The sequence below is a fragment of the Pseudoalteromonas sp. APC 3358 genome, from assembly GCF_030408075.1.
Taxonomy (GTDB): domain Bacteria; phylum Pseudomonadota; class Gammaproteobacteria; order Enterobacterales; family Alteromonadaceae; genus Pseudoalteromonas; species Pseudoalteromonas arctica.
In genome coordinates this window covers 202,351-228,525 of sequence record NZ_JASDCE010000006.1, presented here as the reverse complement: position 1 = coordinate 228,525, position 26,175 = coordinate 202,351, and the positions used below count along the sequence as shown (strand labels likewise).

Genomic DNA, 26,175 nt, shown 5'->3' with positions numbered 1-26,175 from the left:
AAGGTAATTTATGTTTGGAGCACATGGCGAATTTCAGATTTGTTCACAGCCCCCTCATATGTATTTAAAATTGAAGGGGAGCTTTAACAATGAAGGTATAACATCATTAACTAATGGTGTTATTCAAGAATTGAGCACTCACCCTGAAAATACGATTAAGTTTGTGATTGTTAACTTAAAAGAGTTTGAACTGTTAACTTTAGATAGTCTTGATTCGTTAGAGGCCTATTTTGCGGGTGTAAAAGAACGTGGCTATCAACGAGTTGACTATATAAACATTAATATCATAGCTAAAAACATGTTTGAAAAAGTATGGAAAAATAGCGATGTAGAAGTTAATTTTTATAAAGATACTGAAAGCTATTTATTAGTGCATCCAAGTGATAGTTATATAAAACAGAACTGGTAATTAATATGAGTATTATAAACCGCTACTGAAGAGGGCTTATAATACTCTCTAAACACCCTTTATAGCGCCTTGAAAGGTTTAAGCACATATCGTTTTTAAGTCTGACTTTATAATCGCCACTGTCAGTAGGCATCAGTTCGCAGATAGCTTGTTTTCTTACCAGCGTTGAGCGATGAATACGAATAAACCCTTCTGGCTCTAGCTGCTGTTCAATATTTTTCATGGTTTCGCGGTGTAATACCGGTGTACTACCTTGGGTAAAATGCAGCTCTACATAATTGCCCGCACCATTAATCCAAATAATATCTTTTATATCAATTAGCCTTACCTTACCTACATCTTTAACTACGATATGTGATGATGGTTTTTCGGTTTGTGTGCTTTGTTGATATTGACGTTCGGCCGCGCTTGCAATCGGGCAAAGGTGAATCAGTTTATCAAAGCATTTATCGATACGTGGTGCAGTTGAATCTACTATTAAAAAATCAACAGCGCCAACTTCAAAAGCAAAACTCGCAAAATGACCCGACTGGGCAATAATGACTAACTTAAGCTTTTTAGCTAGCTCTGTTAAATGCACTATTTGCATAGGGTCTGCCAGATTAGTTAGTTCGTAAAACAGTACGTTGTATTGATCTGTATCTATCTGATCTAATCTGTTTGCCTGAATAAAAGATTGAGATTCAAAGTGTCGGTGCTCTTGCACGCGCTTTGTTAAAAATGTTGCAAACTTAGTGTTACTAACAAAAGTTAATGCATGAAAAGAAGCGACCATTATTTTATATCTCTTGCTGTATATAATAATAAAGACCGTGCTTAGCGGAAAAACTGTTATGAAAAGTACAATATATTTATAAAATAATTGTGACGTACTGATTCATCCCATCAAACTAGCTATTCATACCAAAGATTACGCCTAATAAATAACGTACGTAGAGTGTTTATATAAATCCCCTTACTGTAATCCGCGAAGTAACTATTTAGTTACAAAAATAACAATTCAGGGGAATTATATGACATTAACTAACAAAGGTAGCGCGCGATTATTTAAAAAATCGTCGTTAACAGTTGCGCTAAGCAGCGCGATACTTGCAAGCATTTCATTTCAAGGTGTGGCTGCAGAAGATGACGAAATTACTAAAATAGAACGTGTACAAGTTACAGGCTCTCGCATTCGTTCAGCTGAGGCGATGTCATCAGCGCCTATTCAAGTTGTAGATAGCACAGCAATCGACGCATCTGGTTCATTAAATATTCAAGATTTACTACTAGATAATCCAGCATTTGGTTCACCGGCAATCAGTCGTACTAACTCAAACTTTAGTACAGCTAGTGCAGGTGTTGCGACTGTAGATTTACGTAATTTAGGTTCTAACCGTACATTGGTATTAGTTAACGGTCGTCGTTATGTATCAGGTGTACCAGGTAGCTCTGCTGTCGATTTAAACACTATTCCGAGCCAATTTATTGAACGTGTTGAAATTATGACAGGTGGTGCTTCATCTGTTTATGGCTCTGACGCTGTTGCTGGTGTAGTTAACTTTGTTTTAAAAGATGACTTTGAAGGCGTTGAGTTTGATGGTCAGTACGGTGAATCGAGTGAAGGTGATGATGAGTCACGCCAATTTAACTTTACCTCAGGCTTATCAAGCTCAGATGGTAAAGGACACGCAATGTTTCACCTTGGTTACTCTGATCAAGGCGCTGTTTTCTCACGTGACCGTGATCGCTCAGCGGTAGACCAATTTTCAGGTATTTTCTTCGAAGATGATCCAGTAGCAAATCCAGGTTCTGTATTTGATGCAGTAAGCCCGTTTTTATCTTCATTTCCACCACAAGGTCGTTTTAGCGCTGGGGATGAAACATTTACATTTAATGATGCAAACAACCTACAAAACTCATTTAGTACTAATGGCGGCGATGGCGTAGCTGCAAATGGTTTTAACCGAAGCGGTGTACGTACAATAGCAATACCTACAGAGCGTTACTTATTCGCCTCAAATGGTAGCTACGAGTTAAGCGACAAGCATAGCTTTTTTTATGAAGGCACTTACGCTGCAACAACAACCGTTTCTGAATTAGAGCCATTTCCTTTTGCCTCTGACGACATTTATGCAAATGGCCAGGTACCAATTGAATTTAATGTAAATGGTGAGCTTTTACGTAACGCGTTTGTTCCAGACGATATATATAACGCAGCAACCGATACCGACGGTGATGGCGCACGAGATATCTTCTTTGCAAAACGTTTAAGTGATATCGGTAATCGTGGAGCACGAGCAGAGCGTGATACATTCCGTTTAGCACTTGGTTTTCAAGGTGAAATAGCCGATGGTTGGTTTTACGATACTTACTATGTATACGGTAAAACAAAAGAGCAACAAGTTTCAGGCGGTCTAGTTAATGTACAAAGCTTCCGTCAAGGTTTAGAAGCTGTGATCGATAGCCAAGATTTAGATGGTGATGGTATTACTGATGAGGCTATCTGTATCGATGCGACAGCACGTGGCTTTAATTGTGCACCAGTAGACATTTATGGTTTTAATTCGTTATCGCAAGGTGCTATTGATTTTGTAAGTGCACCTAGTTCGCTTTCAACGTCGGTTGAGCAAGAAATCATTGGTGGTAATATTTCAGGTGATTTATTTGATTTACCAGCAGGTACGGTAGGTATTGCAGCTGGTTTTGAATACCGCGAAGAATTTTCACGCAGTGAATTTGATGCACTACAGCAAGCAGGTCTTAATGCGGGTAATGCAATCCCAGCAACAGAAGGCTCGTTTGATGTAACTGAGTATTATGTAGAAGCAAATATCCCAGTGCTTGATTCTGTAACGATGAATGCAGCAGTTCGTTTATCTGATTATTCAACTGTAGGTAGCACTGAAAGTTGGAATGTGGGTGTTGATTGGGAAGTAATGGATAGCTTACGTTTACGTGCTACTCGTGCTCGTTCAACACGGGCTCCAAATATCGATGAACTATTTTCTCCGCCTTCACAAACTTTCCCAAGTGGCTTAAACGATCCATGTTTAGGTGTTACTAATAGTGGCGGTGGTGCTGCTGGTGATGCTTGTCGAACAGATGGTGGTGTTACAACTAATATCGCTTCAAATGGTGAGTTCACGCTTAACCAGTCTGACTTACAAGGCATTAGTGGCTTTAACCGTGGTAACCAAGATTTAAAAGAAGAAGTTGGTGACTCTGTAACAGTAGGTTTAGTATTTACACCAGAAAACCTAATATCAGGACTAGATATTACGCTTGATTACTTTGATATCGAAATTACAGATGCAATCGTATCAACACCTCGTCAGTTTATTCTTGACCAATGCTATGGCGGCGGCGATACAAGCTTTTGTGACTTTGTAACTCGTCGTAGTGCGCCATCAGGTAATAATAGTGCTGGTTCACTAGAATTTATCGACAGTGGTGTATCTAACAGTGGTGGTTTAGGTACAGAAGGTGTTGATTTAACACTAACGTACTCTGCTGATATTGGTCCTGGTGCGTTTAGAACTCGCCTTGCTTATACTTACCTAATCGATGGTTATAGCATCCCACTTCCAGGCGCTGATAAAGATGAGTTTGCTGGAGAAATTGGTGCATCAGAGCATAAAGCTAACTGGAACTTTGGTTATAAACTTAACGACTTTGATTTTAACTGGAGCTTAACTTACATTGGCGCTGCAGACTTTGATGATCAATTCTTAAGTGGTTTTGGTATTGCTCCAGGTGGAGTAGGGATTGGTTCAGTAACGTATCATGATGTTCAAGCAAGTTACCATATCAGCGATTCAACAGAGCTTTACGCTGGTGCAAGTAACTTATTTGATAAAGAGCCACCACGCATTTTATCGGGTGTGAGCGGTTCAAGTACTGGTACTGAAACTGATGCTGGTACGTACGACCCAATTGGTCAATCATTCTACATAGGTTTTAGAAGTAAATTCTAACCAACAATAACGACACTAATATAGTTACTTAATTAGTTACGTTCACAAAGCCTCAGTATCGCTGGGGCTTTTTTATTGGAAAAAATAATAAGAGCAGTAATGCTTATACATTGTTTATCCCAATATATAAGCATTGTGCCCACTTAAACCAAAAACAACGCCACTGGTAACAGGGGCGTTGTTTAGTATTGGGGGGAGACTAATATAGTAACCGAATCGCTTGATTATTTAACGATTTATCCCTATTTGTGGCCCTCTTCATTGAGGGCTTTTTTTTGCTGGTTTAGTCTAAGTAAGCCTTTAGCATCCAAACCAATTTTTCTTGCTCTGAGATGTAATCGCTCATTAGTGAGGCTGTACCTTCATCGTCTGCATCACCAGCTTGGCTTAAAATATCACGCTGCATGTGAATTAATGTGCTGTAACCAGCAAGTAGGTTTTCTACGGCTGTAACGCCATCACTAATACCTTTAGCTTCTTTGATTTTACTTACTTCAAGGTAATCAGAAAATGCATGTAGAGGTGCGCCATCTAACGTTAAAATACGTTCTGCAACTTCATCTACTTTTAGAAGTAGTAAGTTATAAATCTCTTCAAACTTAACGTGTAGTTCAAAAAAGTTACGGCCTTTAATATTCCAGTGAAAGCCACGCGCGTTCATGTATTGAATCTGGTAGCTACTCAATAATGTATTGAGTGACTTTATGATGTCTTCGCTTTTTGCGCTGTTTAGACCAATTGCGTTTACATGTGACATAACTTGCTCCTGAATAACCGTTTGTTTGTGAACTTGTGATAAGTATTACTAATTTCGATAAATTAGTAAAATCGTTTAAATGTATCTAGTTAATAGTTTTAACCTATTAGCTGTTTTTGATACCTATATTCACTTTAGACTATTAATAGAAGTGGGTCTGATTAATAAAAATACTACCCCTCAAAAGTAAATAAACCTCAAAAGTATATAAATCATGATCTAAAACAAACTTTATTCAAGGTAATAACTTAGCTATTTTTTTATTGATGCAGGTCAAAAATCATCCACCCTAACGGCGCATAATAATGTTGTCGAAATAATTAGGAGAGATAACATGCATGCAAAAACAGCGAAACAAAATAAAGCAGAGTTAATAGTGGTAGGAATTGCAGTCATCGCATTTGTACTTGGGTTAGTAGCGCACTTAGCGGGTGCAAGCTTTGCGAACTCAGATTTTTTTGGCTACATTGCGGCGCCGATTCCTCTTATATTGGCAGTGGTATTTTTAATTAGTTATAAAATAGCAGCCAATGCTGAGGATTAATCTTTCTCGTTTAAGCACTTTAAAATGTAATCGAGTACTTGGCGCGAGTAAATCATACTGGTATGGCTTAAATGAAACACTTTATGTTCGGCCATACCTTTAAGTTTGGTTTCATCTAGTAATACAGTGCCATCTGACTGGCTACCTTTAACTATTAAGGGCATAAGCCCAATAGGTAAATCGCCCGCAATACTGTAAAGCTTAGCTTTAAAAGGCCAATTACCATTTTTAGTGAGTAAAAATTCAACACTATTTTTTAAAAATGATTCAAACCCTTTTTGCTTCATTTTTTGCGCTATATGGCTGCCTTTATGTGGAGTACCCAGTGTAATTACCTTCGTAACATTCTGGCTAGCAGGGGAGTTTGCCTCTAGGTAAGCACGTGCAATAAGCCCTCCCATTGAGTGGCATACAAGCGCTGCAGGTTCGTTAGAAATACACTCATCAATTTGTGCAAATATGGTGTCGCGGTGAGGGTCGAGCGTATTATAGGTAATGTTTAATACCGTCATACCCGATTCTTCAAGTCGTGAACAAAGTGGGCGCATAACAAAGCCAGACATATACAAGCCATGTAAAACAATAACGTGTTTAACTTTCATATGCTCCCTAATACCAATTTTATTAAAAACATGATCATTCTAGCGTATTAAATAACCCGCTACCTGCGTTAAAAATTATTTATATAGAACAACTATATGTCATAATTTCGCCTTGTTATCGACTTATTTCCTTGTCGCTATAATAGATAACTAATTTAATGCAATTGGTATAACCTATCTTAGTTACATCAATTGCTGTGGTTTTATTTCAATATTGGTTGTATCGGTATTTACCCATACTTCACCATCTTGAATGGTAATGGCGAGCTTAATTCCACGATCAACCAAAGCAGCAAGTGCTTGTGTTGCTGCATAATCAAGGCTAAAAATACTTAGATTTTTAAATTCATACAATTTAGGTTGGTGTTTTTGCCACCAAATTGCTTGATTGTTTTCACCGTAAGTATATAGCACCACTTTTTTAGATTTATTACAGGCTTTTTTAAGGCGTTTTTCATCTGGTAAGCCAAGCTCAACCCACAGCTCTATCTCTTCACTATAGCTTACATGCCAAAGTTCAGGCTCATCATCAGCGCTTAATCCTTTAGTAAATTCTAAACCATCACAGCTATTTAGCGCAAAAGCGAGTAAGCGAATCATCAACCGTTGATCTGTTTCTGAAGGGTGTTGAGCCAAGGTTAAATTAAAATCTTGATAAACGTGGCGGTCCATATCGCTAAGCGATAACTGCACTTTCATAATGGTGGATTTAAGAGCCATAACAACTAATCTGAAAAAATTTGCGTCAGTATAGCGCAATTAAATGAATTGCCAGTTAAAATAGCGGTTAATTATACGTTAGGAGTTAAAAATGGCTATCCAGTGGTTCCCTGGGCATATGAATAAAGCCCGCAATGAAATTAAAGAAATAATGCCACAAATGGATGTGATCATTGAAGTGCTTGATGCGCGCATTCCTTATAGTAGCGAAAACCCGATGGTGGCAACCTTGCGTGAAGGTAAGCCGGTCATCAAAATTTTGAACAAAGCTGATTTAGCTGATCCTAAAATGACTCAAATCTGGAAAGATTATTTTGAGCAAGAAAACGGTGTTAAAGCGATTTCTTTTGGTCACGATAAAGCAGCTGAAGTAAGTCGTATAAATGAGCTTTGTAAAAAGTTAGTGCCGCATAAAGTGGGTGCCGATAAGCAGATTAAAGCCATGATAATGGGTATTCCTAACGTGGGTAAATCTACGTTAATTAATGTACTGGCTGGACGTATAGTTGCAAAAACAGGTAATGAACCTGCGGTAACCAAAGCACAACAACGCATTAAGCTTGAAGACGGTATTATGCTTTACGATACGCCAGGTATGCTTTGGCCAAAAGTAGAGAATGAAAACTCAGGTTATCGCTTAGGCGCTACCGGTGCCATTCGTGATACGGCGCTTGAGTATGAAGAAGTAGCAAGTTATACAGCTGAGTACTTATTGCGTGCATACCCTGAGCTTTTAAAAGCGCGTTATAAAATAGACGAATTACCAGAAAGTGATTGGGAATTTGTTGAAATGGCAGGTAAAAAACGCGGCTGTATTCGTGGTGGTAATCAAATAGACACATATAAAATGTCTGAAATACTAATCAACGAATTACGCGACGGTATTATTGGCCGTATTACGATGGAAACTCCGCAAATGCGTGAGGAAGAAGAAGTAATGGTTGCTGGTTTACGCGCCGCTGCAGAAGCTAAAAAAGCAGCTAAAGAAGAAGAAAAGCTTCAACGCCGAGCGCGAGCTCGTAAAAACCGTCGTTAATATTTAACCAGAGTTCAGGTTATTTAATTAAAGAGATTTAGTTTTACTAAATTACAGACATAAAAAAAGCCCGTAAGGGCCTTTTTAGTTTCATATCTACCGTCACCGATATGAGCAATGTAGCAAGTAAAATAGTAGGGCGGTTACTCATCATCAACATCAAGGGGCGTTGCGGTTCATAACAAGTAACCATAGCTGTTTACGTGCGCCACACGTTGTTTCAGGGTCGAGAAACAAATCAATTCATTCCTTAACAAGTGGTATGCAATCCGTCTTGTTGATATTGATTATCAGTTAGATCTAACTATCTGTCAACATCTAAATGCAAATAATTCTTATTATTGTGGCGCTTGTTTTTTATTCATATATAAATCGGCTAGTTAGCACTGCCATTTCATAAAAATGCTTATCTTGGTTAAACAATTAAGAATAGATGTTTAATGCTTATTGAATAATTTGATATGAATTTTTACTATAAAAGTATTAATCTTTCAAAGTTAAAATAAATTCAAGCTAGGAATGATTTTATCGCCTTCCAAGACAGCGACTGCTTTGATATCAAATAAAATAGTCTCTTATAAAATCTTAACCCCCAAAGATCAACAGCCTTTAATTAGTGGCTAAAAATATTCGTACTTAATTGGATATTTTAAGCCACTAACGCACTTTATTTGCTGTTATACGTAAATTAATCTGCTCCACTAGTACTTTATCCTGCTTGTTTAGACGCCCTACAATGAGCAAGAAATCACTACCGTCAGTTTTTATTACTTTAATGCTTGTGTTATCAAGTTTGGTTTTACCGTAGGTGGTTTCTATTTTTTCTATGTCTTTAAAGTGACTAAGATCCGATTCAAGCCTGCCGTCATCGTTTTTGTAGTAACTAAAAATATAGTTCTCGGTTATTCCGTTACCGTCTTCTCGGTAATCAAATACTGCATCGCTATAAAAATAAAGTATTTCTTCGTTTTCAGGTGTTAGGCGATTACGTTTTAAAAAGTGTACTTGGTAAGACCATAAACTATCGCCTTTTATAATTGCGGCATTGGGTAAAATATTTACTTCTTGAAGTACGCCTAAAAATAATAGAGGTGCAAACGCAAGCGAGATTAAATACTGTCTAATTCGCCAGTACGAGTTGTAATGTAGGGCTTCTTTACTTGTATCGGTTTGTTCAATGTAACTAACTAGAGGCAACCATAAAAATGGCATTATACAAATCACTATGGTTGCGTATTCGTCCATACGATAAGCAAAGACGCTGGCGAGTACCATTAGCCAGAGTGTTAAGGCAGTCCAGTTAGGCATTACTCTATTTTTGTTTAACTGTTGTTGGCTGTGCTCTGCAAGTGCGAGATACAAAGGGTAATACCATAAAAATGCAAATATACCTCGAGCAATAGGCATAATACTTGAGTTATCGCGCTCTTTAATGGCTTTAAAGTTACGATAACTCCAATAATTAACAAATATGCCTAAACTTAAAATACTGTAAATAATAAACTTACTTACAGATACTGCATAAAATGGACTATCTTCAAATTTCACTTTTTTTGCTGACTCTAATCGCCAATCGGCAAAAAAGAATATGAGTACTAAAATATAGCCAGCCAACACATATTTAAGCCAACTATAACCAAAGCTATCTAGCACATCAGCTGCTGTTTGAGGTGTTTCGGTCGTTTCCGCGTATTTTAGAATAGGGTAATGGGTTGCTGATATTAACTTTTTACGCTGTGCTAAATAATCATCTATTTGAGCGACTTTAATATGATCTTGTTTTGCGTAATAGTCATAACTCAGTGTTAAAACGTTATCATTAAATTCAGTAGTTGTTTTTAGATTGAAGTAGTCGTTATCAATTTCTTGTTGATCGCTATCAAATCCCCAACCTTTTTCTGCAAAATGTAGTTTTATTGTGGTGTTAATTATATTGGGGTAGCCAAAGTAGAGTGGGTCGGTGCGATTTACCTGCTTTGGTTCGTAAACGCTATTTTGTATTTCATTCGCGTAAAAACTAGCTTCGTAGCCTTCGTCTGTTTTTTCCCAAAATTCACTAATTAAATACGATTCTTTGGTTATTAGTTTACCCGTTTGTTCTTGTTCACTAATAGTCATTGCTTCATTGATTGATAGACCCTTTAAAAAGCCTTGGTAATACTCGAAATAAGATTTAGCAACGCTATTTAGACCACTGCTGGCTATACTGCTTCTTCGGTTAATAGCTTCAAATTCAGCATAAGTGTACTGGGTTTCAAAACGTGATGGCTCAGATACTTTTTCAGCAATAAAAAAGTTATCTTCTACAGATACATTTGTATGTACAGGCTTTTGCGCCATTGAAGTTAAAGTGGTTTCACCTTTATCAATAATTAGGGCATAGCCATAATCAGGCTGTGCTAAATATTCGAGAGTACCTCGTTGGTAGCTAACCGTAGGATCGAGCCAGTAGCGTTTTCCGTTTTGTTTAAGTGTAACAATTACGTGATTAAATACACTTGCAGAAGGTGGAAGTTCTTTTAAACGTTTGGTTTCCTCTGTATCAACTAGCGCAGGGAAGGCCTCTATATCCATCGCTTTTAATAACGAGATAAGCAGTACTGTTTTATCTTTACAATCGCCATATCGTAGCGAAAGCGTTTCTGAAGCTGACGTTGGTTGATGCGAGTTAGTGCCCATTTCAAGCCCTAAATATCGAACTTCGTCTTGGCTAAAGCGCAGTGCTGCGGCAATTTTGTCTGATGTTTTTGTGTGTTTTGCTTTTATTTCTTCAGCTACATCCAAAATGCTGTTTGGGGTTTCTATGGCTGATTGATAAAGTGGATATGCCCAGTTAACTACCTGACCCCAATCGTCAAACTCAGAAAAGTAAACTTGTGTATATGGGTCGTACCACGTTGGGGTTTGAGAATTTTGCTCGAGTAAGGGTTCTTCAAAAAGAGTTATAGAATAATCTTTGCCATATTTGTTAAGCGTTTCTTGAATATCTGCTGTGCCGTTTATTGTATTAATATGTAAAGGCGTTTGTTTACCCCAAAGTACACGCATATTTTGTTGCACTACGGGTACCGACCAGTTTAGCGTGCGTCTTGTACTAAATTTATTAGCATATATAGGGTTGCTACCTGCCACTGTGTAGCTGTAATCAAGTATGTCGCCACTGCGCATATCATCAATAATAATGTTGAGTGATAAGCTACCATTATAAATACGATCAGCTAACTCAGATTCACCTTGTATAACCGTCATTCTCGCGCTGCCAAGCTTATCAATACGCTCATTATTTCTAATAATCGTTAAGCTGTTTAGTGTTAGCGACTCATAACTTGGATCAAAATCAAGATTAAGCTGGCTTATATAATCAACACCACTTTGATTTAAAGCTTTCATAACCAAACGCGTATAGCGTTGCTGTTTTTGTCTGCTCGGTATATAGGATTGGTTATCGAGTAACAAATAAAGTGTGCCGTCACGTACTTTGGTTATGTCGGAATGCTTGGGTTGCTCAATAATATGTGTATTAACCCAATTAGCTGGTTTATCTATTTTATATTGCTGCGCAAAAATACTATGAGAGGAAATTAATAAGGTAAGTGCAATTAGCCAAGAGCTGAGTCGAAGGAAGTTCCATTTCATTGTAGGGTCTTATAGTTGTTTTTATAAATACTATTGAAGGAATAATGTACCAAATTCAGGCTTTTTTGACAATGAGATGTTAATTGAATCCATCCACATATTTATATCTATAATTATGATAATGAATAAGTTCAGCTCAATTTAGCTTAGTATTTATATGGATAGGTTATAAATACAATGAAAGCATAAAGGTATTTAATTATCTCTAAAAATGGCTTTGCTGTTTGTCTTATTGCTCGGCACACATTTTACTTTGCAAAATACACTATGCTTTTATAAAGCACGCAACCACTGCATTTACCGCTCAGCAAATGGGCGATTTGGTTGGTGTTAGTCGCTCTACAGCACGCCGTTACTTGGAGTATTTGCTTGAATCAGTAAGTTAACAGCGGATCAAAGTTATGGCAGTATTGGCCGCCCTGAACGTTGCTATAAAATAGCGAAGTAACTTTGTGTACCTGATGCTAAAATATTAAATTTCATTTATTTCAGTGTCTTACGTTTTTTTTGTTATGTTTGATATTTAATAGATACTGACGATAAAAAAAATATGTTGAATTGATTGCATTTTAAGCGGCTTGTATGGTGATGTTCGCTTTAAGTGATGTTATACTCCTGCGGAATAATTTATCGACTTTATTAAGAGCAAAATTAATGGCAGATTTATCGAAGTACAGAAACATTGGTATTTTCGCGCACGTTGATGCGGGTAAGACCACGACTACTGAGCGTATCCTAAAGCTTACTGGTCAAATCCATAAAACTGGTGAGGTTCATGATGGTGAATCTACTACTGACTTCATGGAACAAGAAGCTGAGCGCGGTATTACTATTCAGTCTGCGGCTGTAAGCTGTTTCTGGAAAGATCACCGCTTTAACGTTATCGATACTCCTGGACACGTTGACTTCACAGTTGAAGTTTACCGTTCACTTAAAGTACTAGATGGCGGCATCGGTGTGTTCTGTGGTTCTGGTGGTGTTGAACCACAATCAGAAACTAACTGGCGTTATGCTAATGATTCAGAAGTTGCACGTATTATCTTCGTAAATAAATTAGACCGTATGGGTGCTGATTTTTACCGTGTAACTGAGCAAGTACGTAAAGTACTTGGCGCAACTCCACTAATCATGACTTTACCAATTGGTATTGAAGATGAGTTTGTTGGTGTTGTAGATGTTTTAACTAAAAAAGCATACGTTTGGGATGACACTGGTCTTCCTGAAAACTACGAAATCACAGACATTCCTGCAGACATGGTAGATAAAACTGACGAGTATTATGAAATGCTTGTTGAAACTGCCCTTGAGCAAGACGATGCACTACTTGAAGCTTACATGGAAGGTGAAGCACCTTCTTTAGAAGACATCAAACGTTGTATCCGTAAAGGTACTCGTGACCTTGCTTTCTTCCCAACATACTGTGGTTCTGCGTTTAAGAACAAAGGTATGCAGCTTATTCTTGACGCTGTTGTTGATTACTTACCATGTCCTACAGAAGTTGATCCTCAACCTCTTATGGATGAAGAAGGTAACGAAAATGGCGAGTTCGCAGTAGTATCTACTGACGAACCTTTCAAAGCGTTAGCATTCAAAATAATGGATGACCGTTTTGGTGCATTAACATTCGTACGTATTTACTCAGGTAAACTAAACAAGGGTGACACTATCCTTAACTCGTTTACTGGTAAAACTGAGCGTGTTGGCCGTATGGTTGAGATGCAAGCAGATGATCGTAACGAATTAACTAGCGCACAAGCTGGTGACATCATTGCTATCGTAGGTATGAAAAACGTGCAAACTGGTCACACTCTATGTGATCCTAAGCACCCAGTAACACTTGAGCCAATGGTATTCCCAACTCCAGTAATCTCGATTGCTGTACAGCCTAAAGATAAAGGCGGTAATGAGAAAATGGGTGTTGCTATCGGTAAAATGGTTGCAGAAGATCCATCTTTCCAAGTTGAAACTGATGAAGATTCAGGCGAGACTATCCTTAAAGGTATGGGTGAGCTTCACTTAGATATCAAAGTAGATATCCTTAAGCGTACTTACGGCGTAGACCTTATTGTTGGTCAACCACAAGTTGCTTACCGTGAAACTATCACTAAAGAAATTGAAGATAGCTACACGCATAAGAAACAATCTGGTGGTTCTGGTCAGTTCGGTAAAATTGACTACCGCATCAAGCCAGGCGAAGTTGCTTCAGGCTTCACGTTTAAATCATCAGTAGTTGGTGGTAACGTACCTAAAGAATTCTGGCCTGCAGTTGAGAAAGGCTTCAAGTCAATGATGGGTACTGGTGTTCTAGCTGGCTTCCCTGTACTTGACGTTGAAATTGAACTTTTCGACGGTGGTTTCCATGCCGTGGATTCATCTGCAATCGCGTTCGAAATCGCTGCTAAAGGCGCTTTCCGTCAATCGATCCCTAAAGCGGGCGCACAACTTCTTGAGCCAATCATGAATGTTGACGTGTTCACTCCAGAAGATCACGTTGGTGACGTAATCGGTGACCTTAACCGTCGTCGTGGTATGATGAAAGACCAAGAAGCTGGTTTAACAGGCAGCCGTATTAAAGCTGACGTACCGTTATCAGAAATGTTCGGTTACATCGGTACACTACGTACAATGACATCTGGTCGTGGTCAGTTCTCTATGGAGTTCTCACACTACGCTGCATGTCCGCAAAACGTTGCTGATACAGTAATCGCTGCAGAAAAAGAGAAAAAAGCTGCTAAGTAATTAGCTCTTTAACTCTTTAAAAAAAACCCGCACATGTTGCGGGTTTTTTATTGCCTATAATTTGATTTTATTTTTTTAGTTGTTTATAACTACTTTTTATTATTAATTAGTCCTATGTTACTAATTAATAAAAAGGTACTAGAAAGCAATTTATTTACCTCAATTACTTAATTGGTTGGTTTATAAGAAGTTAATTGTAAAGTAAATGTAACTGTATGAATTTTAAGAACTTCTATTGATGCATCTATATACGTAATGTAGAATACTAGCACTTTTAGACTAGAGCTCTAAAGTCAGATAAGGAAGTCTCCGCAGCAGAGACGTTTGCTATTAATTCTATATAAGACGTAACAATCATGAAATCTATTAAATTAGCACCAAACTGGTGGCTACAATTTACAAAATGCGTTTTAGCATTCAGCTTAATATTTTTAATTCATATTATATTTTCTGTGAACCTAAAAATTGTTTTTCTCACTGTAATGCCAGCTCTACTGATTATTACTACTTTTAATATTCTTCATCTTCGTTTTTTACATTGTTATAAAGCAGGCATTTGTTATACGCGTTTATGCACAAAGCGTTATATCAATAGCGAGGAAATTAGTTGCGTATCATTTAGTTCGTTTTTTCTTTTCACCATTTTTAAGGTGGAGTTAGATAATGGTAAAACGTTCCATTTTTATAACTGGCAACTTGATGATGAAACGCAATCAGCTATTTCTAAAATGTACTGTAATAAGTTAGCTAACAAAATTGAAAATATTAGCGATAAATGCAATGCTTGATCTTTAATTTAGATAGCAAAAAGGAGCGATTAATCGCTCCTTTTTTGTTTTTGTATTTTATAACGCGCTAATTAAACTTTTTTATAGCCTTAGCTTTTAGCGCTTTCATCTTTAGCCTGCGTGGCTTCTTAAAAGACTGGATAGGCATTGTTACCAACTGCTCTTGTGGTAGTGCCGGTATTGTTTGTGGATAAGCACCTTCCTTTGGTACCGAAATTTCTTTTAGATGTATTTTAAGTGCTTCTAGAGTTGAGTCGTTATCAACTTCACTAGGGCAAATAAATATACCTAACTTTCTTAGTTGTACACCGAGTTTAATGCTACTGGTATAGCGGATAATCGGAGCGCCTAATACTAAGCCCAGCAATATAGGTGATAACCACCAAAAGAATACTGGTGTGAAGTAGTAAGCCGTACAACCCCATGCAATAGCCACAATAGTTGAGAATAACGTATAACCAAACGCCTCTTTCCACGGAACCATACGACCTTCGCGCGGTTGTGCATCCCACTTCACTTTTTTACCTAAAAACACACAAAGTACAAAGTAAGCATGAAATACCATCATTAATGGGGCAACAATAATAGCAAATACGGTTTCAATGATTGAACCTAGTATGAGCTTAATTGAACCACCAAAGCGTTTGTTTCTATGTATTAAGGTGACTATTATGCCCATTAGTTTAGGCATTAATAAAATAACAATAGTTAAATACAAGAGTGAATCAATCAGATCGGTTTTAGCTATTTGCCATGTAGGGAATAATTGATAAACACGGTTAAAGTACACATCACTATTTAATGCGCGCGTTACTGCATCAATAGTGCTTAGCGCTAGCATTGAGAGCCAAATTAGTGATGAAATATAGGCTGTGGCACCGAGTAAAAAGTGTAGCTTACTCATTAATTTTAATTTGGATGACGATAGTAAACCTAAGTGCTGAATATTACCTTGCACCCAGCGTCTATCGCGTACAGCGTAGTCTAGAATGTTACTTGGTACTTCTTCATAGCTACCTTCAATATCTGATAGCAACAATACATCCCAACCAGCACTGTGAAGTAGTGAAGCTTCTACAAAGTCATGACTTAAAATTTCGCCGCCAAAAGGTGCATTACCTTTTAGTGTTGGCAAGCCACAGCACGTTATAAATGCTTCAACTCTAATGATTGCATTATGACCCCAGTAGTTGGCTTTATCAGTTTGCCAAAAAGCTGAGCCAGTAGCGAGCATTGGGCTATATAGCACTGACGCAAACTGTAAAAAGCGGCCAAAAAAGGTATCTTGACGAACAGGGATCGGAATAGTTTGGATCAGGCCTGCTTGTGGGTTGTTGAGCATACTTGTAGTAAGCTCTAGCATACATTTCCCGGTCATTACGCTATCTGCATCAAGCACAATCATATGGTCGTACTGGCTGCCCCAGCGCTCACAAAAGTCGGTTAGGTTACCTACTTTACGGTGTTTGTTATCTTCGCGACGACGATAAAAAACGTTTTTAGCCGTATCACCTAAACGTTCACACAATGCATGCCATGCACTTAGCTCGTTTTTAGCTATTTCTGGGTCTTGCGTGTCGCTTAATAAGTAAAAATCAAAGTTTGCAAGTTGACCTGTTTCTTTTAACGATTGCAGACTAACTTCAAAGCCCGCGATAACACGGTGGGTGTCTTCGTTGTAAATAGGCATTACAACGGCGGTTTTTTGGGCGTTAATTGCCTCACTATTGAACTCAATTGGTTTAATACGCTTTAGCGTAAGTGGGTCAATTCGTAATAGCTGTAATACAAAGCCGATTGTTCCACTACAAAATGCCGTTACAATCCAGGCAAAAGTGATTGAGAATAATACTAAAAGAGCATACTCAAGTAATGTCATACCGTTTGAGCTTAAAATCTCAAACATAATAGATATGCCGTAGCCAGATGTGCCAAGCGCTGCAATAGCAAATAGCCAAACTCTTAATGTTTTGAATGGCATTGGAGTGCCCTTACCTTTATTACTTGATGTCATTTGGGTACCAAACATAACTCCATACCTCGCTAATTTCTTTATCACGTAGTTTTAACGATAAACGCATATCAACGGGTTGATCGTCCTGTGGTGCAATTTTAAAGGCTACACGCCATCCTCGTGAATCAGGCAGTTTTTGTACATTCACGTCGGTTACTTCGCCTGTTGTAAGTTGAATGTCGGCATCTAGCTTTAACTGTTCAGAGAGTTGATTTATTTCTGACCCAGTAAAATCAACAGTAAATTGGCGATGGCTTTTTGGTGGAGGGTTGTCCTCACCAGGTAAAGCAGCACTACCGATTCTTGTGCGCAGTACTCTCGCTTTTTCGTGCTGAGTTAAAGCTGCATTAAAGGTCGTCATTTTGTAGCTTAGCTTTAACGAATCACCGGCTTTCATTGGCTTTTCTGGTACCCAGTAACTGACGATATTGTCGTTAGTTTCTGTGTCAGTAGGTATCTCTACAAGCTCTACACGGCCATTTCCCCATTCACCTTGTGGTTCAATCCATAGACTAGGGCGGTTGTGGTAATGTGCTTCTGTGTCCAGATAGTTATTAAAATCTCGATCTCGTTGAGCTAACCCAAAACCTTTTGGATTATTGTATGAAAACGAAGTTACACTTAGCTGTGAAGGGTTGTTAAGAGGGCGCCATACCCATTTATCATCAGCAGATTGAGTTAATAGGCCATCCGAGTCATGAACTTCAGGGCGATAGTCATCAAAAAATTTGGTACTGTTTTCACCGTGGTAAAACATACTCGTTAATGGAGCTACGCCGAGCTTTTTAATGTCTTTACGTGCAAATATCTGCATATCAACATCAACTAGCATATTAGTTGTAGGGTCAACACTAAACTTGTATGCACCCGATATAGATGGGCTATCTAATAATGCAAAAATGGTAATTTGTGTTTGGTCGGCCTTTGGTTTAACTAACCAAAACTCTTTGAACATTGGAAATTCTTCACCTGAATTTTCTGCAGTATCAATGGCAAGGCCTCTAGCTGATAATCCATAAACTTGCTGAGGGCCAACAACTCTAAAATACGATGCTCCCTGAAATACCATTACTTCGTCTTTATACTCGTTAGTATTTAACGGGTAATGCACACGAAATCCAGCATGGCCTAGTTGAGTATCCGCAACACTTTTAGCTATTTCTTCTTGTAGTGGTGCAGCAGTGCCATCGTATTGGTAAAAGTCAGTACTGAAAGGTAAGCGACTGCGTTTAGAGTCGCTATCAACGGTATTTATTGTCACAGGTGTTTTATATAAAAAACCAGGATGGAATAATTGCAGCTCGTACAGGCCTTCATCTTTCCATACTGCTTTGTCTTTTTTAAATCGAATTGAACGGTAATCTTGATAATCAATATTGTTAAGTGCTTCAAGCTCAATGTTTTTAGGCGCCACGTATTCTTCGCTTGCTAACTTTTTAGCGCGGGCGCTAATTACGTCAAATAAGCTACTTTGTGGGATTGCTACATCAACGGTTGCAGCAATCGCTTGGTTGCTATTGCCCCAAGTCGAAAAAATAATAAGTAGACCCAGTAGTGGTGCTGACTTCTTTTGCCATTTAGGCAGATTTTGGGTTAGTTGTTTCATTCTCATTCCTTTATAAAAACACGACTTATTTTTACGTTTAGGGTAAATATTGATTTTATTTTGTAAGTATCTTCTAAATAACTTAGAGCAAAATTTAAACCTTAATAAAAGTTCATATTTTTCAATAGGTAATATTTATATACATAATTCACTGAGGTTTTGTTGTGTAAAATTCACTCAAATGTATGTAGTTGTTACTGATTAATTACTAGAAGATTCACAGATCGTCTGAACATATTACGGGGGGTTTAATGAAGCTTGTCTGAATTACATTTGTATAAAATAAAAAAGCCGCAAGAGCGGCTTTTAAATGTTTAGATTTAACTTAGTTATTTCTTTTTAAATCGACGCACTATTGATAGTGGTGCTAAAAGAAGTGATAACCATAATAATGAACCTGCATCATTATCATCATCTGAGCGTAAGTTATTTACTTTCACGGCTACTTTTTCAACGTTAGATAAGTTACCCACGCTATCCTGAGCTTGCACTGTTAAAGTAATACGATTTTCAAATTCGTAATCAATCTCTCCAGCAACAATTAGCTGCCCCTGATTGTTAATAGAAACGCTGTCATTATCAGATGTAATAAATTTAACAACTGGTGATTCATCGGCATTTGGATCACTAAAATCGAGTGTGCCGATAATTGTGCCAATTGCGCTGTTTTCATCGACTGCAAAAACTTGATCAGCTTTAATAACTGGCGTTTGCTCTTCAGGTGTTAAAGTGATTTCAGATTTAATATCAATAATTACAGGGTCGTGATCTGATGCGCGGTATGCACTTTCAGAGTACAAACTAGATTGTTGACCTTCGCTTTTAAACTCTACATTGTAATCAAGAGAAATAGGTTCATCTGCGTTGATGTGCCAATCTGTTGCTGCGACAATTTTGCTAAGTAGTGATTGGGTAGCTACTGCATGATCTAAACTACCAGCGCGACCAGAAAAGCTGTAAGAATAACCAAGCGTATCACCATCAATTTCTGCAACTACATTTTTGTAGCCTTTATCAGCAAATGCACGTATAGGATCTTCCATTGCGTAAGCATTCATATCGCCGACTAAAATAGTATCTTCGTCGTCAACACCGGTTGGTTTGCTATCAAGCCAATTTGCGAATGCATTAGCACCTTCTGTGCGTATTTCATTCCAACAGCCTTGTCCATCACCTGAATCTGCATTGTTTCCAGAAGCACTACCACAGCTTTTAGATTTAAGGTGTGACACAGCAACAGTAAATACTTCATCAGTTTCTAATGATTTAAAGCTTTGTGCAATTGGAGCACGGTTACTAAAATCAAATGGAGCCTCAGTCGTAATAGCAGCAGTACCTACTTCTTCTACTTTGTTAGCACGATAGATAAGTGCGGTAGTAATTGCATCGGTACCAATTTGATCTACGTTAAAATCAACAAATGCATAGTTGTTAGCACTATCAGCGTCATTTAATGCATCTACTAAGCTTGCAATTGCACTAAATTCGCCAAAACCATCATTTTCAATTTCCATTAAACCAACAACGTCGGCCTGGATAGCGCTAATGGCACTTACAATTTTAGCTTCTTGGCGAGTAAATTCAGCTTCTGAATCTGCACCTCGGGCTGTAGGGAACCCTCCGCCTTGGCCATCACCATTAAAGTAATTAAGTACGTTAAAGCTAGCTACACGTAAATCTGCTTCAGCATTAAGTTCAGGCGCATTTTCACGTGCATTTGTTGCAATAAACGAAGGTGCTACAGTTGGGTGGATTCTGTAAAGGCTAAAGCTATAAGCAAGTGCCCCCGTAACCGTATTAACTGTATCGCCAGTACGTAATGTATTTTCTGCTGATAAGCCTGGAGTTGGGTAGGCTGTAGGGTCTAAGTTTTGTACTGTAGAGCCATCATCTAGTAAAATCTTTTTAAGTAGATTTTCAGTTTCAACTGCATTAGCTGCATCTCCAGGTAATGCAACTTGGGTACCTTGATACAAGCGTTCTGTTGCTAATTCAACTTCACCATATCGACCAAGGCCAAAGTTATTAGTTACTACTAATGGTTGTTCTAATGTAACTAACATACCTTCAAAAGCTTCTAAATCAGTTGTATCAGCTAAAGGTAAAGTGATTTTTGTAGCTGCTGCAGCTAAACCAGTGCCACATATGGCAACTTGGCTAACACTGCCAATTTGTGTTGCATCAAAATATTCTTCTACAGTACCTTGTACACGTACATGGTCGCCTACGTTTACGTCAATATCTGCAAAATAAACAAATACACCTTCAGAGGTGAGAGGATTTGCATCTATGTCAGCAGCAAGTGAGCTAACGAAAAAGCCTTTTAATTGATCATCATCTTGGAAGTCTGCGGTTACAATACCCTCAAACTCTACTAAAGTATCAACAAGCGGGCTTGCAGAGCTATCGCCTTGTATAGCGTTAATTAGTACTTTTTCTGCGCCACAAACAAGTGGTTCAAGTGGTTCTGGTTCTGGAATTGGTTCAGGTGTTGTTCCACCATTACCTGCATGTGAACCTAAGCCATCAAAGTCATCTTGGTCAAACTGTACCCATTCTTCACTCGGGTTAAACTCTGCGTCAGGTGTTGTTCTACCTGCGGTAATACTATCTTTTCTACGAAGTGTTTTATTTTGTGTTTGTACTGCGCCCTCAGACCAAAACGAACCGGGATCTACACCGCGCTGGCCAAAGCTATCGACTACAGTGCTACCTTGCATTAGAACTAACGCATCATCACCATTAAAGTTAGCAACACCATGTTCTAAATCGGCTTTTTCTTTTAGTGCATCATTTGAACTTGAATTAACAACAACAAAGGTACTGTTAGCTGCCAAAGTACCAGACAAATCAAGAGTTGATTGAATTGTAGTTTTGCCATTTACATACAAACTTAGTGAGTACTGATCAAGAGTTAGTGGAGATGACGAGTTATTATAAAGCTCAATTGCTTTATTATTACTGCTTCCCTCTATGTATTCTGAAATGATTAGATCTGCGGAGGCTGGCGCACTGAGACTTGCTATAACAAGTGCGAGTGGTGTTATTTTTGTTTTAAACATTTTTTTATTATTCCCGTGTATTAATCCCAAAATGGGACACCAGTTTAGAGAATAAATATGACGAAAATAATACAAAAATGTAAACGAATGTAAATAAAAGGCGGTTTAACCGCCTTTTTATAAAAACCTTACTTTTTAGCTAGGTATTGTGCGGCTTGCTTAGCAAAATAGGTCAATATTCCATCAGCGCCTGCACGCTTAAATGCAAGTAAAGACTCCATTATAGTAGCTTCCTCACTTAACCAACCGTTATCAATAGCTGCTTTGTGCATTGCATACTCGCCACTTACCTGATATGCGAAAGTAGGTACACCAAACTCGTCTTTAACACGACGTACAATATCTAAATAAGGCATGCCAGGCTTAACCATGACCATATCAGCGCCTTCTTGTAAGTCTAATGCGACTTCACGTATTGCTTCATCAGAGTTTGCTGGGTCCATTTGGTAGGTTTTTTTATCGGCACCTTTTAAGTTCCCAGCAGAACCTATTGCGTCTCTAAATGGGCCATAGTAGCTAGATGCATATTTAGCTGAGTAGGCCATAATACGGGTATGCACAAACCCATCAGCTTCAAGTGCTTCACGAATTGCAGCAATACGGCCATCCATCATGTCCGAAGGGGCAATTACATCAGCGCCCGCTTCTGCATGCGAGAGTGCTTGTTTAACTAAAATTTCGGTGGTTACGTCGTTTATTACATAGCCTGTGTCATCAATAATGCCGTCTTGACCGTGCGTCGTGAATGGATCAAGTGCACCATCAGTAATTACACCCAACTCAGGAAAGGCTTCTTTTAAAGCGCGAACAGTGCGTTGCACTAAGCCATCGTCATTATATGCTTCTTCGGCAAATAGTGATTTTTTGTCCGCAGGGGTTACCGGAAAAATAGCAACGGCAGGTACGCCAAGCTCAACAAGTTCTTTTGCCTCAAGTAATAGTAAATCTATCGATAGACGTTCAATACCAGGCATTGATTCAATTGCTTCGCGACGATTTTTACCTTCTAGTACAAATACAGGGTAAATTAAATCGTTTACGCTAAGTTGGTTTTCGGCCATTAAGCGGCGAGAAAAGTCGCTGCGGCGCATTCTGCGCATGCGAGTATACGGGAAAAGGTCTAATCCTGATTGGGCCATATTAATATGCTCCTACTGTGGTAATGGAAAAGTGATTACTTGATTACGGCCATGTTGCTTTGCGTAATAAAGTGCTTTGTCGGCGCACTCAGTAAAAATTTGAGGGTTGCTAACATCATCAGCAATGCTGGTGTATACACCAGCGCTAATTGTAAATTGAATATCATTATTGGCAACCGTTACTGTACTGGCTGAGATAGCTGCTCGTATTTTTTCAGCTATGTCTTGTGCACCTTCGCTGGGGGTATTAGGTAATAGCACCACAAACTCTTCACCGCCATAACGAGCAACTTCATCGAGTGGTCGCTTTAAATGATCTTTTATAAGGTCAGATACTGCTTTAATAACTTGATCGCCAATTATGTGTCCGTATGTATCGTTAATGCTTTTGAATCGGTCTATATCAAGCATAACAATACTAAGCGGCGTTTGTTCTCGGCGAGACCGACGAATCTCCATTATTAGCTTTTTATCAAAAAAGCGTCTGTTTTTTATTCCGGTTAAAGCGTCTTCGGTATTGAGTAACTCAAGTGAGCGGTTTTTTTCTTCAAGTTCTCTGAGTGTAACTTGTAATTCAAAGGTGCGTTCGTCGACTTGTGATTCGAGTTCTTGGCGTGTTTTTTCTTGTAACTTTAAGCGCTCTTTAAGTAGCGTATCTTGAGCTGCATTTTCAGCAATCAAGGTTTGCTGAGCAATTACTTCTTCATCACGTTGCAAAATAAATAACTTCATTACACTGTAGCATAGACAAAATGTGCAGCTAAAAAAGCATGTAAATACAAATGCTAATGTACTTCTGTCAAAGGCGTATAACCCTATTACTGCAATAATAAAATAAAGCATCACCACCAAGAAAAAAACTAATACGAGCAGTAGCGCTTTATTAGGTTTAGAAGGTGATAAACGTATGCACATAAGTGTAGTTGCAATATAAAAGCCTAAAACGATTGGGATAGTAGTTAAGCAAAATAGTGTCACTATATGGGTTGGAAATAGCCAAATAAACAATAACGAGACACCTAATGCATTAACTATCACTTTTTGAACCGTTAGTAAAAAAGAGGGCTTTGGATGGCAAATTTGCTTTTGTAAAGGCAAAAACATTAAAGCAATAAGCATAAGTAATATAGGGATCATAACTTGCTGTAACGCTGGCAAATTAGGGTGAATATATTTTAGGCCAAAGCCACAAATGTAGGCTAATAAGCTACCTAATGTGAGGGTAATTAATCCAGCATAAACAAAATAACGTTTACGTGAAAAACTATATAAAACTAAGCAACTCACGCCTAAAGAAAATATAAAACCAATCAATAAGCCATAGAGTAAATTAAGTTTACCTTTATGTGCCAAATAAGCTTCTGGTTGCCACAGCGTTAAAGGGACTCGCAAGCCGGAGCTATTCGTCACTCTCATAATAATAATGGTTTCGCTATTTGCAGGGCTAATTAGTTTAACTAATAAAGATTCACTCTTAATTGCACGTTTATTAAGGGGGTATCCATCGCCAATTTGGGTGTGAGAAATTAATTGCGAGTTATGTAACTGATATACTTGAACGTCGTTTAGCAGAGGGTTGTTTAGTGACAACAGTTGTTCGGTATTATAACTAAGCGTGTTTTTTATTTTAAATTTCATCCATACAGAACGCTGCTCAAGACCTAGGTTAAAAGGTTTACCTGTGTTTTTTTGCCACTGTATATGGCTACTTTGTTGTGCATCTAATAGCGAAGTTGGTTCAAAAGAGTAATGCAGGTTATTAATGTTTTGGGAGTTAAAATCATGTTTTATTATTACAGGGCTTGCGAAAGAGCAAAAAGTGCAAAGAAGCATCAATAGACTTAGTAATGCTTTTGCGCACGCCATTAGCAGCTCTTTAAACCAAAAACATTGTAAAAGTTTTCTGTAGTTTTGCGGGCCACAACTTCTTCATCTATTTGATAAAGTTGCGCAACTGTTTGGCAAATATAAGGAAGCAGTGCAGGTTCATTTTTACGCGATTTAGGTTTTGGCTTAACTGTTCGTGGAATTAAAAATGGTGCATCAGTTTCTATTAATAATCGATCTAGAGGAATGCTAGGCACTAGTTGTTGTAAATCTTTACCACGCCTTTCATCACATACCCAACCCGTTATACCAATATACAGACCTAAATCTAAATATTGCTTTAGAGCTGCTGAGTTACCCGTAAAGCAGTGGAGTACACCGCGAATATTAAACTCTTTTAAAATACTTAGCATGTCGTCACTTGCATCACGTTCATGTAAGTAAACAGGTAAATCTAATTTTTCGGCAAGTGCTAGGTGGCGTCTAAAAACACTACGCTGTACATCGCGAGGCGAAAAGTCACGGTTATAATCAAGGCCGCATTCACCAATCGCTATGACTTGCTTATTGTTTGCAAGTGCAGTTAATTGTGCTTCTAATTCATTTGTCGCCGATTTAGCATCATGTGGGTGGACACCCGCCGTAGAATATTGGAGATGTTTTATCGCAAGTTCAAGTGATTGCTGACTACTCGCAATATCACAACCTATAATAAGCATATTTGTAACACCGGCTTCGCTTGCACGGGTAATTACATCATAATGCTGGTCATCAAATTGATGATTAGTTAAGTTAACTCCAGCATCAATTAACGTATATGACATTACTTAGTACGTTTAACGCGAATAGAGCGGTTTTTACCGTCTTGTTTCAGTAAAAAGGAGTTGAATGCACCACGGCTGATTACAATTGTATCGTTTTCTTTTAAACGCATGCTGTCAGAGCCAATTTGACGCCATTGTTGGCCGTTATCTAGCGAAATAATTAACTCGCCATAAGCTGCTTCTTTCACTGAAGTAACCATAGCTTTAACTTCAGTCTCTTTTTCTACCTGTGATTCTTTGTGCTCTAAGCCAAAATCGTCAGCTTTTGCCTTTGCTTGCATTGGTGCAGCAACTACGACTTGAGGTACATTGTTAGCCGTTGGTGGAGTGAGCGTTTTTGTTATTGTTGGCTTTGTTAGTGATTTACCAGCAATTGTATTGTCATAGCAAAGTAATCGGTTAAAGTCATTTTCAATAAAGCTACATGCCTGTAACGCTTGAGTATTAAATTCAGTTTGCGCAGCAAAAGTAGGCGCACTTAATAAAACCAATAGTGAGAGTAGTTGTTTTTTCATT

17 protein-coding genes and 1 pseudogene are annotated in these 26,175 nt (G+C 38.3%); 6 read left to right on the top strand and 12 right to left on the bottom strand.

Features of this window, described 5'->3' with window-relative positions; genetic code table 11:
• Positions 1-10: 10 nt before the first annotated feature.
• Positions 11-409 (top strand): hypothetical protein, encoded by a 399-nt coding sequence (locus tag QL995_RS11850; RefSeq protein WP_007579808.1) that lies wholly within the window; start codon positions 11-13, stop codon positions 407-409.
• A gap of 22 nt (positions 410-431) precedes the next feature.
• Here the strand turns inward: QL995_RS11850 and QL995_RS11845 are convergent, their stop codons facing one another.
• A complete protein-coding gene (locus QL995_RS11845; RefSeq protein ID WP_007579810.1) occupies positions 432-1,184 on the bottom strand; it encodes a response regulator transcription factor in 753 nt (250 codons plus the stop codon).
• Between the two features lie 238 nt (positions 1,185-1,422).
• On the opposite strand from QL995_RS11845, the gene QL995_RS11840 reads away from it, so the two are divergent.
• On the top strand, positions 1,423-4,365 hold the full coding sequence (locus tag QL995_RS11840; RefSeq protein ID WP_007579812.1) for a TonB-dependent receptor: 2,943 nt from the start codon (positions 1,423-1,425) through the stop codon (positions 4,363-4,365).
• Positions 4,366-4,648: 283 nt separating this feature from the next.
• Here QL995_RS11840 and QL995_RS11835 read toward each other — a convergent pair whose 3' ends face one another.
• Complete coding sequence (locus QL995_RS11835; protein ID WP_004334993.1) at positions 4,649-5,122, bottom strand: Dps family protein; 474 nt, start codon at positions 5,120-5,122, stop codon at positions 4,649-4,651.
• A gap of 334 nt (positions 5,123-5,456) precedes the next feature.
• Between QL995_RS11835 and QL995_RS11830 the strand changes: the two genes are divergently transcribed.
• Positions 5,457-5,666 (top strand): hypothetical protein, encoded by a 210-nt coding sequence (locus tag QL995_RS11830; RefSeq protein WP_007579816.1) that lies wholly within the window; start codon positions 5,457-5,459, stop codon positions 5,664-5,666.
• On the opposite strand, the gene QL995_RS11825 is transcribed toward QL995_RS11830, so the two are convergent.
• Positions 5,663-6,268 (bottom strand): alpha/beta fold hydrolase, encoded by a 606-nt coding sequence (locus tag QL995_RS11825; protein WP_010554854.1) that lies wholly within the window; start codon positions 6,266-6,268, stop codon positions 5,663-5,665. The genes QL995_RS11830 and QL995_RS11825 overlap by 4 nt on opposite strands.
• A gap of 183 nt (positions 6,269-6,451) precedes the next feature.
• A complete protein-coding gene (locus QL995_RS11820; RefSeq protein ID WP_165729128.1) occupies positions 6,452-6,988 on the bottom strand; it encodes a YaeQ family protein in 537 nt (178 codons plus the stop codon).
• A 91-nt stretch (positions 6,989-7,079) separates the two neighbouring features.
• On the opposite strand from QL995_RS11820, the gene ylqF reads away from it, so the two are divergent.
• The gene (gene ylqF, locus QL995_RS11815; RefSeq protein ID WP_024589485.1) at positions 7,080-8,024 is read left to right on the top strand and encodes a ribosome biogenesis GTPase YlqF; all 945 of its coding nucleotides are present in this window, start codon (positions 7,080-7,082) and stop codon (positions 8,022-8,024) included.
• Between the two features lie 657 nt (positions 8,025-8,681).
• Here the strand turns inward: ylqF and QL995_RS11810 are convergent.
• Entirely contained in the window at positions 8,682-11,660 is a 2,979-nt protein-coding gene (locus tag QL995_RS11810; RefSeq protein ID WP_290294242.1) for a DUF3857 domain-containing transglutaminase family protein, read from the bottom strand.
• A gap of 299 nt (positions 11,661-11,959) precedes the next feature.
• Here QL995_RS11810 and QL995_RS11805 point away from each other — a divergent pair.
• Both QL995_RS11805 and fusA read left to right on the top strand, forming a co-directional pair.
• Positions 11,960-12,108 (top strand): annotated as a pseudogene (locus QL995_RS11805) (two-component system response regulator); the annotation flags it as partial.
• Positions 12,109-12,314: 206 nt separating this feature from the next.
• Positions 12,315-14,399 (top strand): elongation factor G, encoded by a 2,085-nt coding sequence (gene fusA, locus QL995_RS11800; RefSeq protein WP_010554859.1) that lies wholly within the window; start codon positions 12,315-12,317, stop codon positions 14,397-14,399.
• Positions 14,400-15,254: 855 nt separating this feature from the next.
• On the opposite strand, the gene mdoH is transcribed toward fusA, so the two are convergent.
• From mdoH to QL995_RS11765, 7 genes are all read right to left on the bottom strand, one after another.
• Positions 15,255-17,216: a glucans biosynthesis glucosyltransferase MdoH gene (mdoH, locus tag QL995_RS11795; RefSeq protein ID WP_024593824.1), complete on the bottom strand. Its 1,962-nt coding sequence runs from the start codon at positions 17,214-17,216 to the stop codon at positions 15,255-15,257.
• Entirely contained in the window at positions 17,188-18,807 is a 1,620-nt protein-coding gene (locus tag QL995_RS11790; RefSeq protein WP_290294239.1) for a glucan biosynthesis protein G, read from the bottom strand. The genes mdoH and QL995_RS11790 overlap by 29 nt, the downstream gene beginning before the upstream one ends.
• Before the next feature lie 329 nt (positions 18,808-19,136).
• The gene (locus QL995_RS11785) at positions 19,137-21,869 is read right to left on the bottom strand and encodes an ExeM/NucH family extracellular endonuclease (protein ID WP_165736334.1); all 2,733 of its coding nucleotides are present in this window, start codon (positions 21,867-21,869) and stop codon (positions 19,137-19,139) included.
• 128 nt (positions 21,870-21,997) lie between these two features.
• Entirely contained in the window at positions 21,998-23,008 is a 1,011-nt protein-coding gene (gene hemB / locus QL995_RS11780) for a porphobilinogen synthase (RefSeq protein ID WP_007579839.1), read from the bottom strand.
• Positions 23,009-23,020: 12 nt separating this feature from the next.
• The gene (locus QL995_RS11775; protein WP_290294237.1) at positions 23,021-24,874 is read right to left on the bottom strand and encodes a diguanylate cyclase; all 1,854 of its coding nucleotides are present in this window, start codon (positions 24,872-24,874) and stop codon (positions 23,021-23,023) included.
• Positions 24,874-25,659, bottom strand: a complete 786-nt coding sequence (locus QL995_RS11770) for a TatD family hydrolase (protein ID WP_024593821.1) — start codon at positions 25,657-25,659, stop codon at positions 24,874-24,876. The genes QL995_RS11775 and QL995_RS11770 overlap by 1 nt, the downstream gene beginning before the upstream one ends.
• Positions 25,659-26,174, bottom strand: coding sequence for a hypothetical protein (locus QL995_RS11765; protein ID WP_290294236.1), 516 nt, complete (start codon positions 26,172-26,174; stop codon positions 25,659-25,661). The genes QL995_RS11770 and QL995_RS11765 overlap by 1 nt, the downstream gene beginning before the upstream one ends.
• Position 26,175 lies beyond the last annotated feature (1 nt).

Bases quoted from the DNA above. Each gene is read 5' to 3' on its own strand.
- QL995_RS11770 (WP_024593821.1), bottom strand. From the start codon at position 25,659: ATGTCATATACGTTAATTGATGCTGGAGTTAACTTAACTAATCATCAA.
- mdoH (WP_024593824.1), bottom strand. From the start codon at position 17,216: ATGTTTGGTACCCAAATGACATCAAGTAATAAAGGTAAGGGCACTCCA.
- QL995_RS11850 (WP_007579808.1), top strand. From the start codon at position 11: ATGTTTGGAGCACATGGCGAATTTCAGATTTGTTCACAGCCCCCTCAT.
- QL995_RS11790 (WP_290294239.1), bottom strand. From the start codon at position 18,807: ATGAAACAACTAACCCAAAATCTGCCTAAATGGCAAAAGAAGTCAGCA.
- fusA (WP_010554859.1), top strand. From the start codon at position 12,315: ATGGCAGATTTATCGAAGTACAGAAACATTGGTATTTTCGCGCACGTT.
- QL995_RS11765 (WP_290294236.1), bottom strand. From the start codon at position 26,174: ATGAAAAAACAACTACTCTCACTATTGGTTTTATTAAGTGCGCCTACT.
- QL995_RS11830 (WP_007579816.1), top strand. From the start codon at position 5,457: ATGCATGCAAAAACAGCGAAACAAAATAAAGCAGAGTTAATAGTGGTA.
- QL995_RS11775 (WP_290294237.1), bottom strand. From the start codon at position 24,874: ATGGCGTGCGCAAAAGCATTACTAAGTCTATTGATGCTTCTTTGCACT.
- QL995_RS11785 (WP_165736334.1), bottom strand. From the start codon at position 21,869: ATGTTTAAAACAAAAATAACACCACTCGCACTTGTTATAGCAAGTCTC.
- ylqF (WP_024589485.1), top strand. From the start codon at position 7,080: ATGGCTATCCAGTGGTTCCCTGGGCATATGAATAAAGCCCGCAATGAA.
- QL995_RS11810 (WP_290294242.1), bottom strand. From the start codon at position 11,660: ATGAAATGGAACTTCCTTCGACTCAGCTCTTGGCTAATTGCACTTACC.
- hemB (WP_007579839.1), bottom strand. From the start codon at position 23,008: ATGGCCCAATCAGGATTAGACCTTTTCCCGTATACTCGCATGCGCAGA.
- QL995_RS11840 (WP_007579812.1), top strand. From the start codon at position 1,423: ATGACATTAACTAACAAAGGTAGCGCGCGATTATTTAAAAAATCGTCG.
- QL995_RS11825 (WP_010554854.1), bottom strand. From the start codon at position 6,268: ATGAAAGTTAAACACGTTATTGTTTTACATGGCTTGTATATGTCTGGC.
- QL995_RS11835 (WP_004334993.1), bottom strand. From the start codon at position 5,122: ATGTCACATGTAAACGCAATTGGTCTAAACAGCGCAAAAAGCGAAGAC.
- QL995_RS11845 (WP_007579810.1), bottom strand. From the start codon at position 1,184: ATGGTCGCTTCTTTTCATGCATTAACTTTTGTTAGTAACACTAAGTTT.
- QL995_RS11820 (WP_165729128.1), bottom strand. From the start codon at position 6,988: ATGGCTCTTAAATCCACCATTATGAAAGTGCAGTTATCGCTTAGCGAT.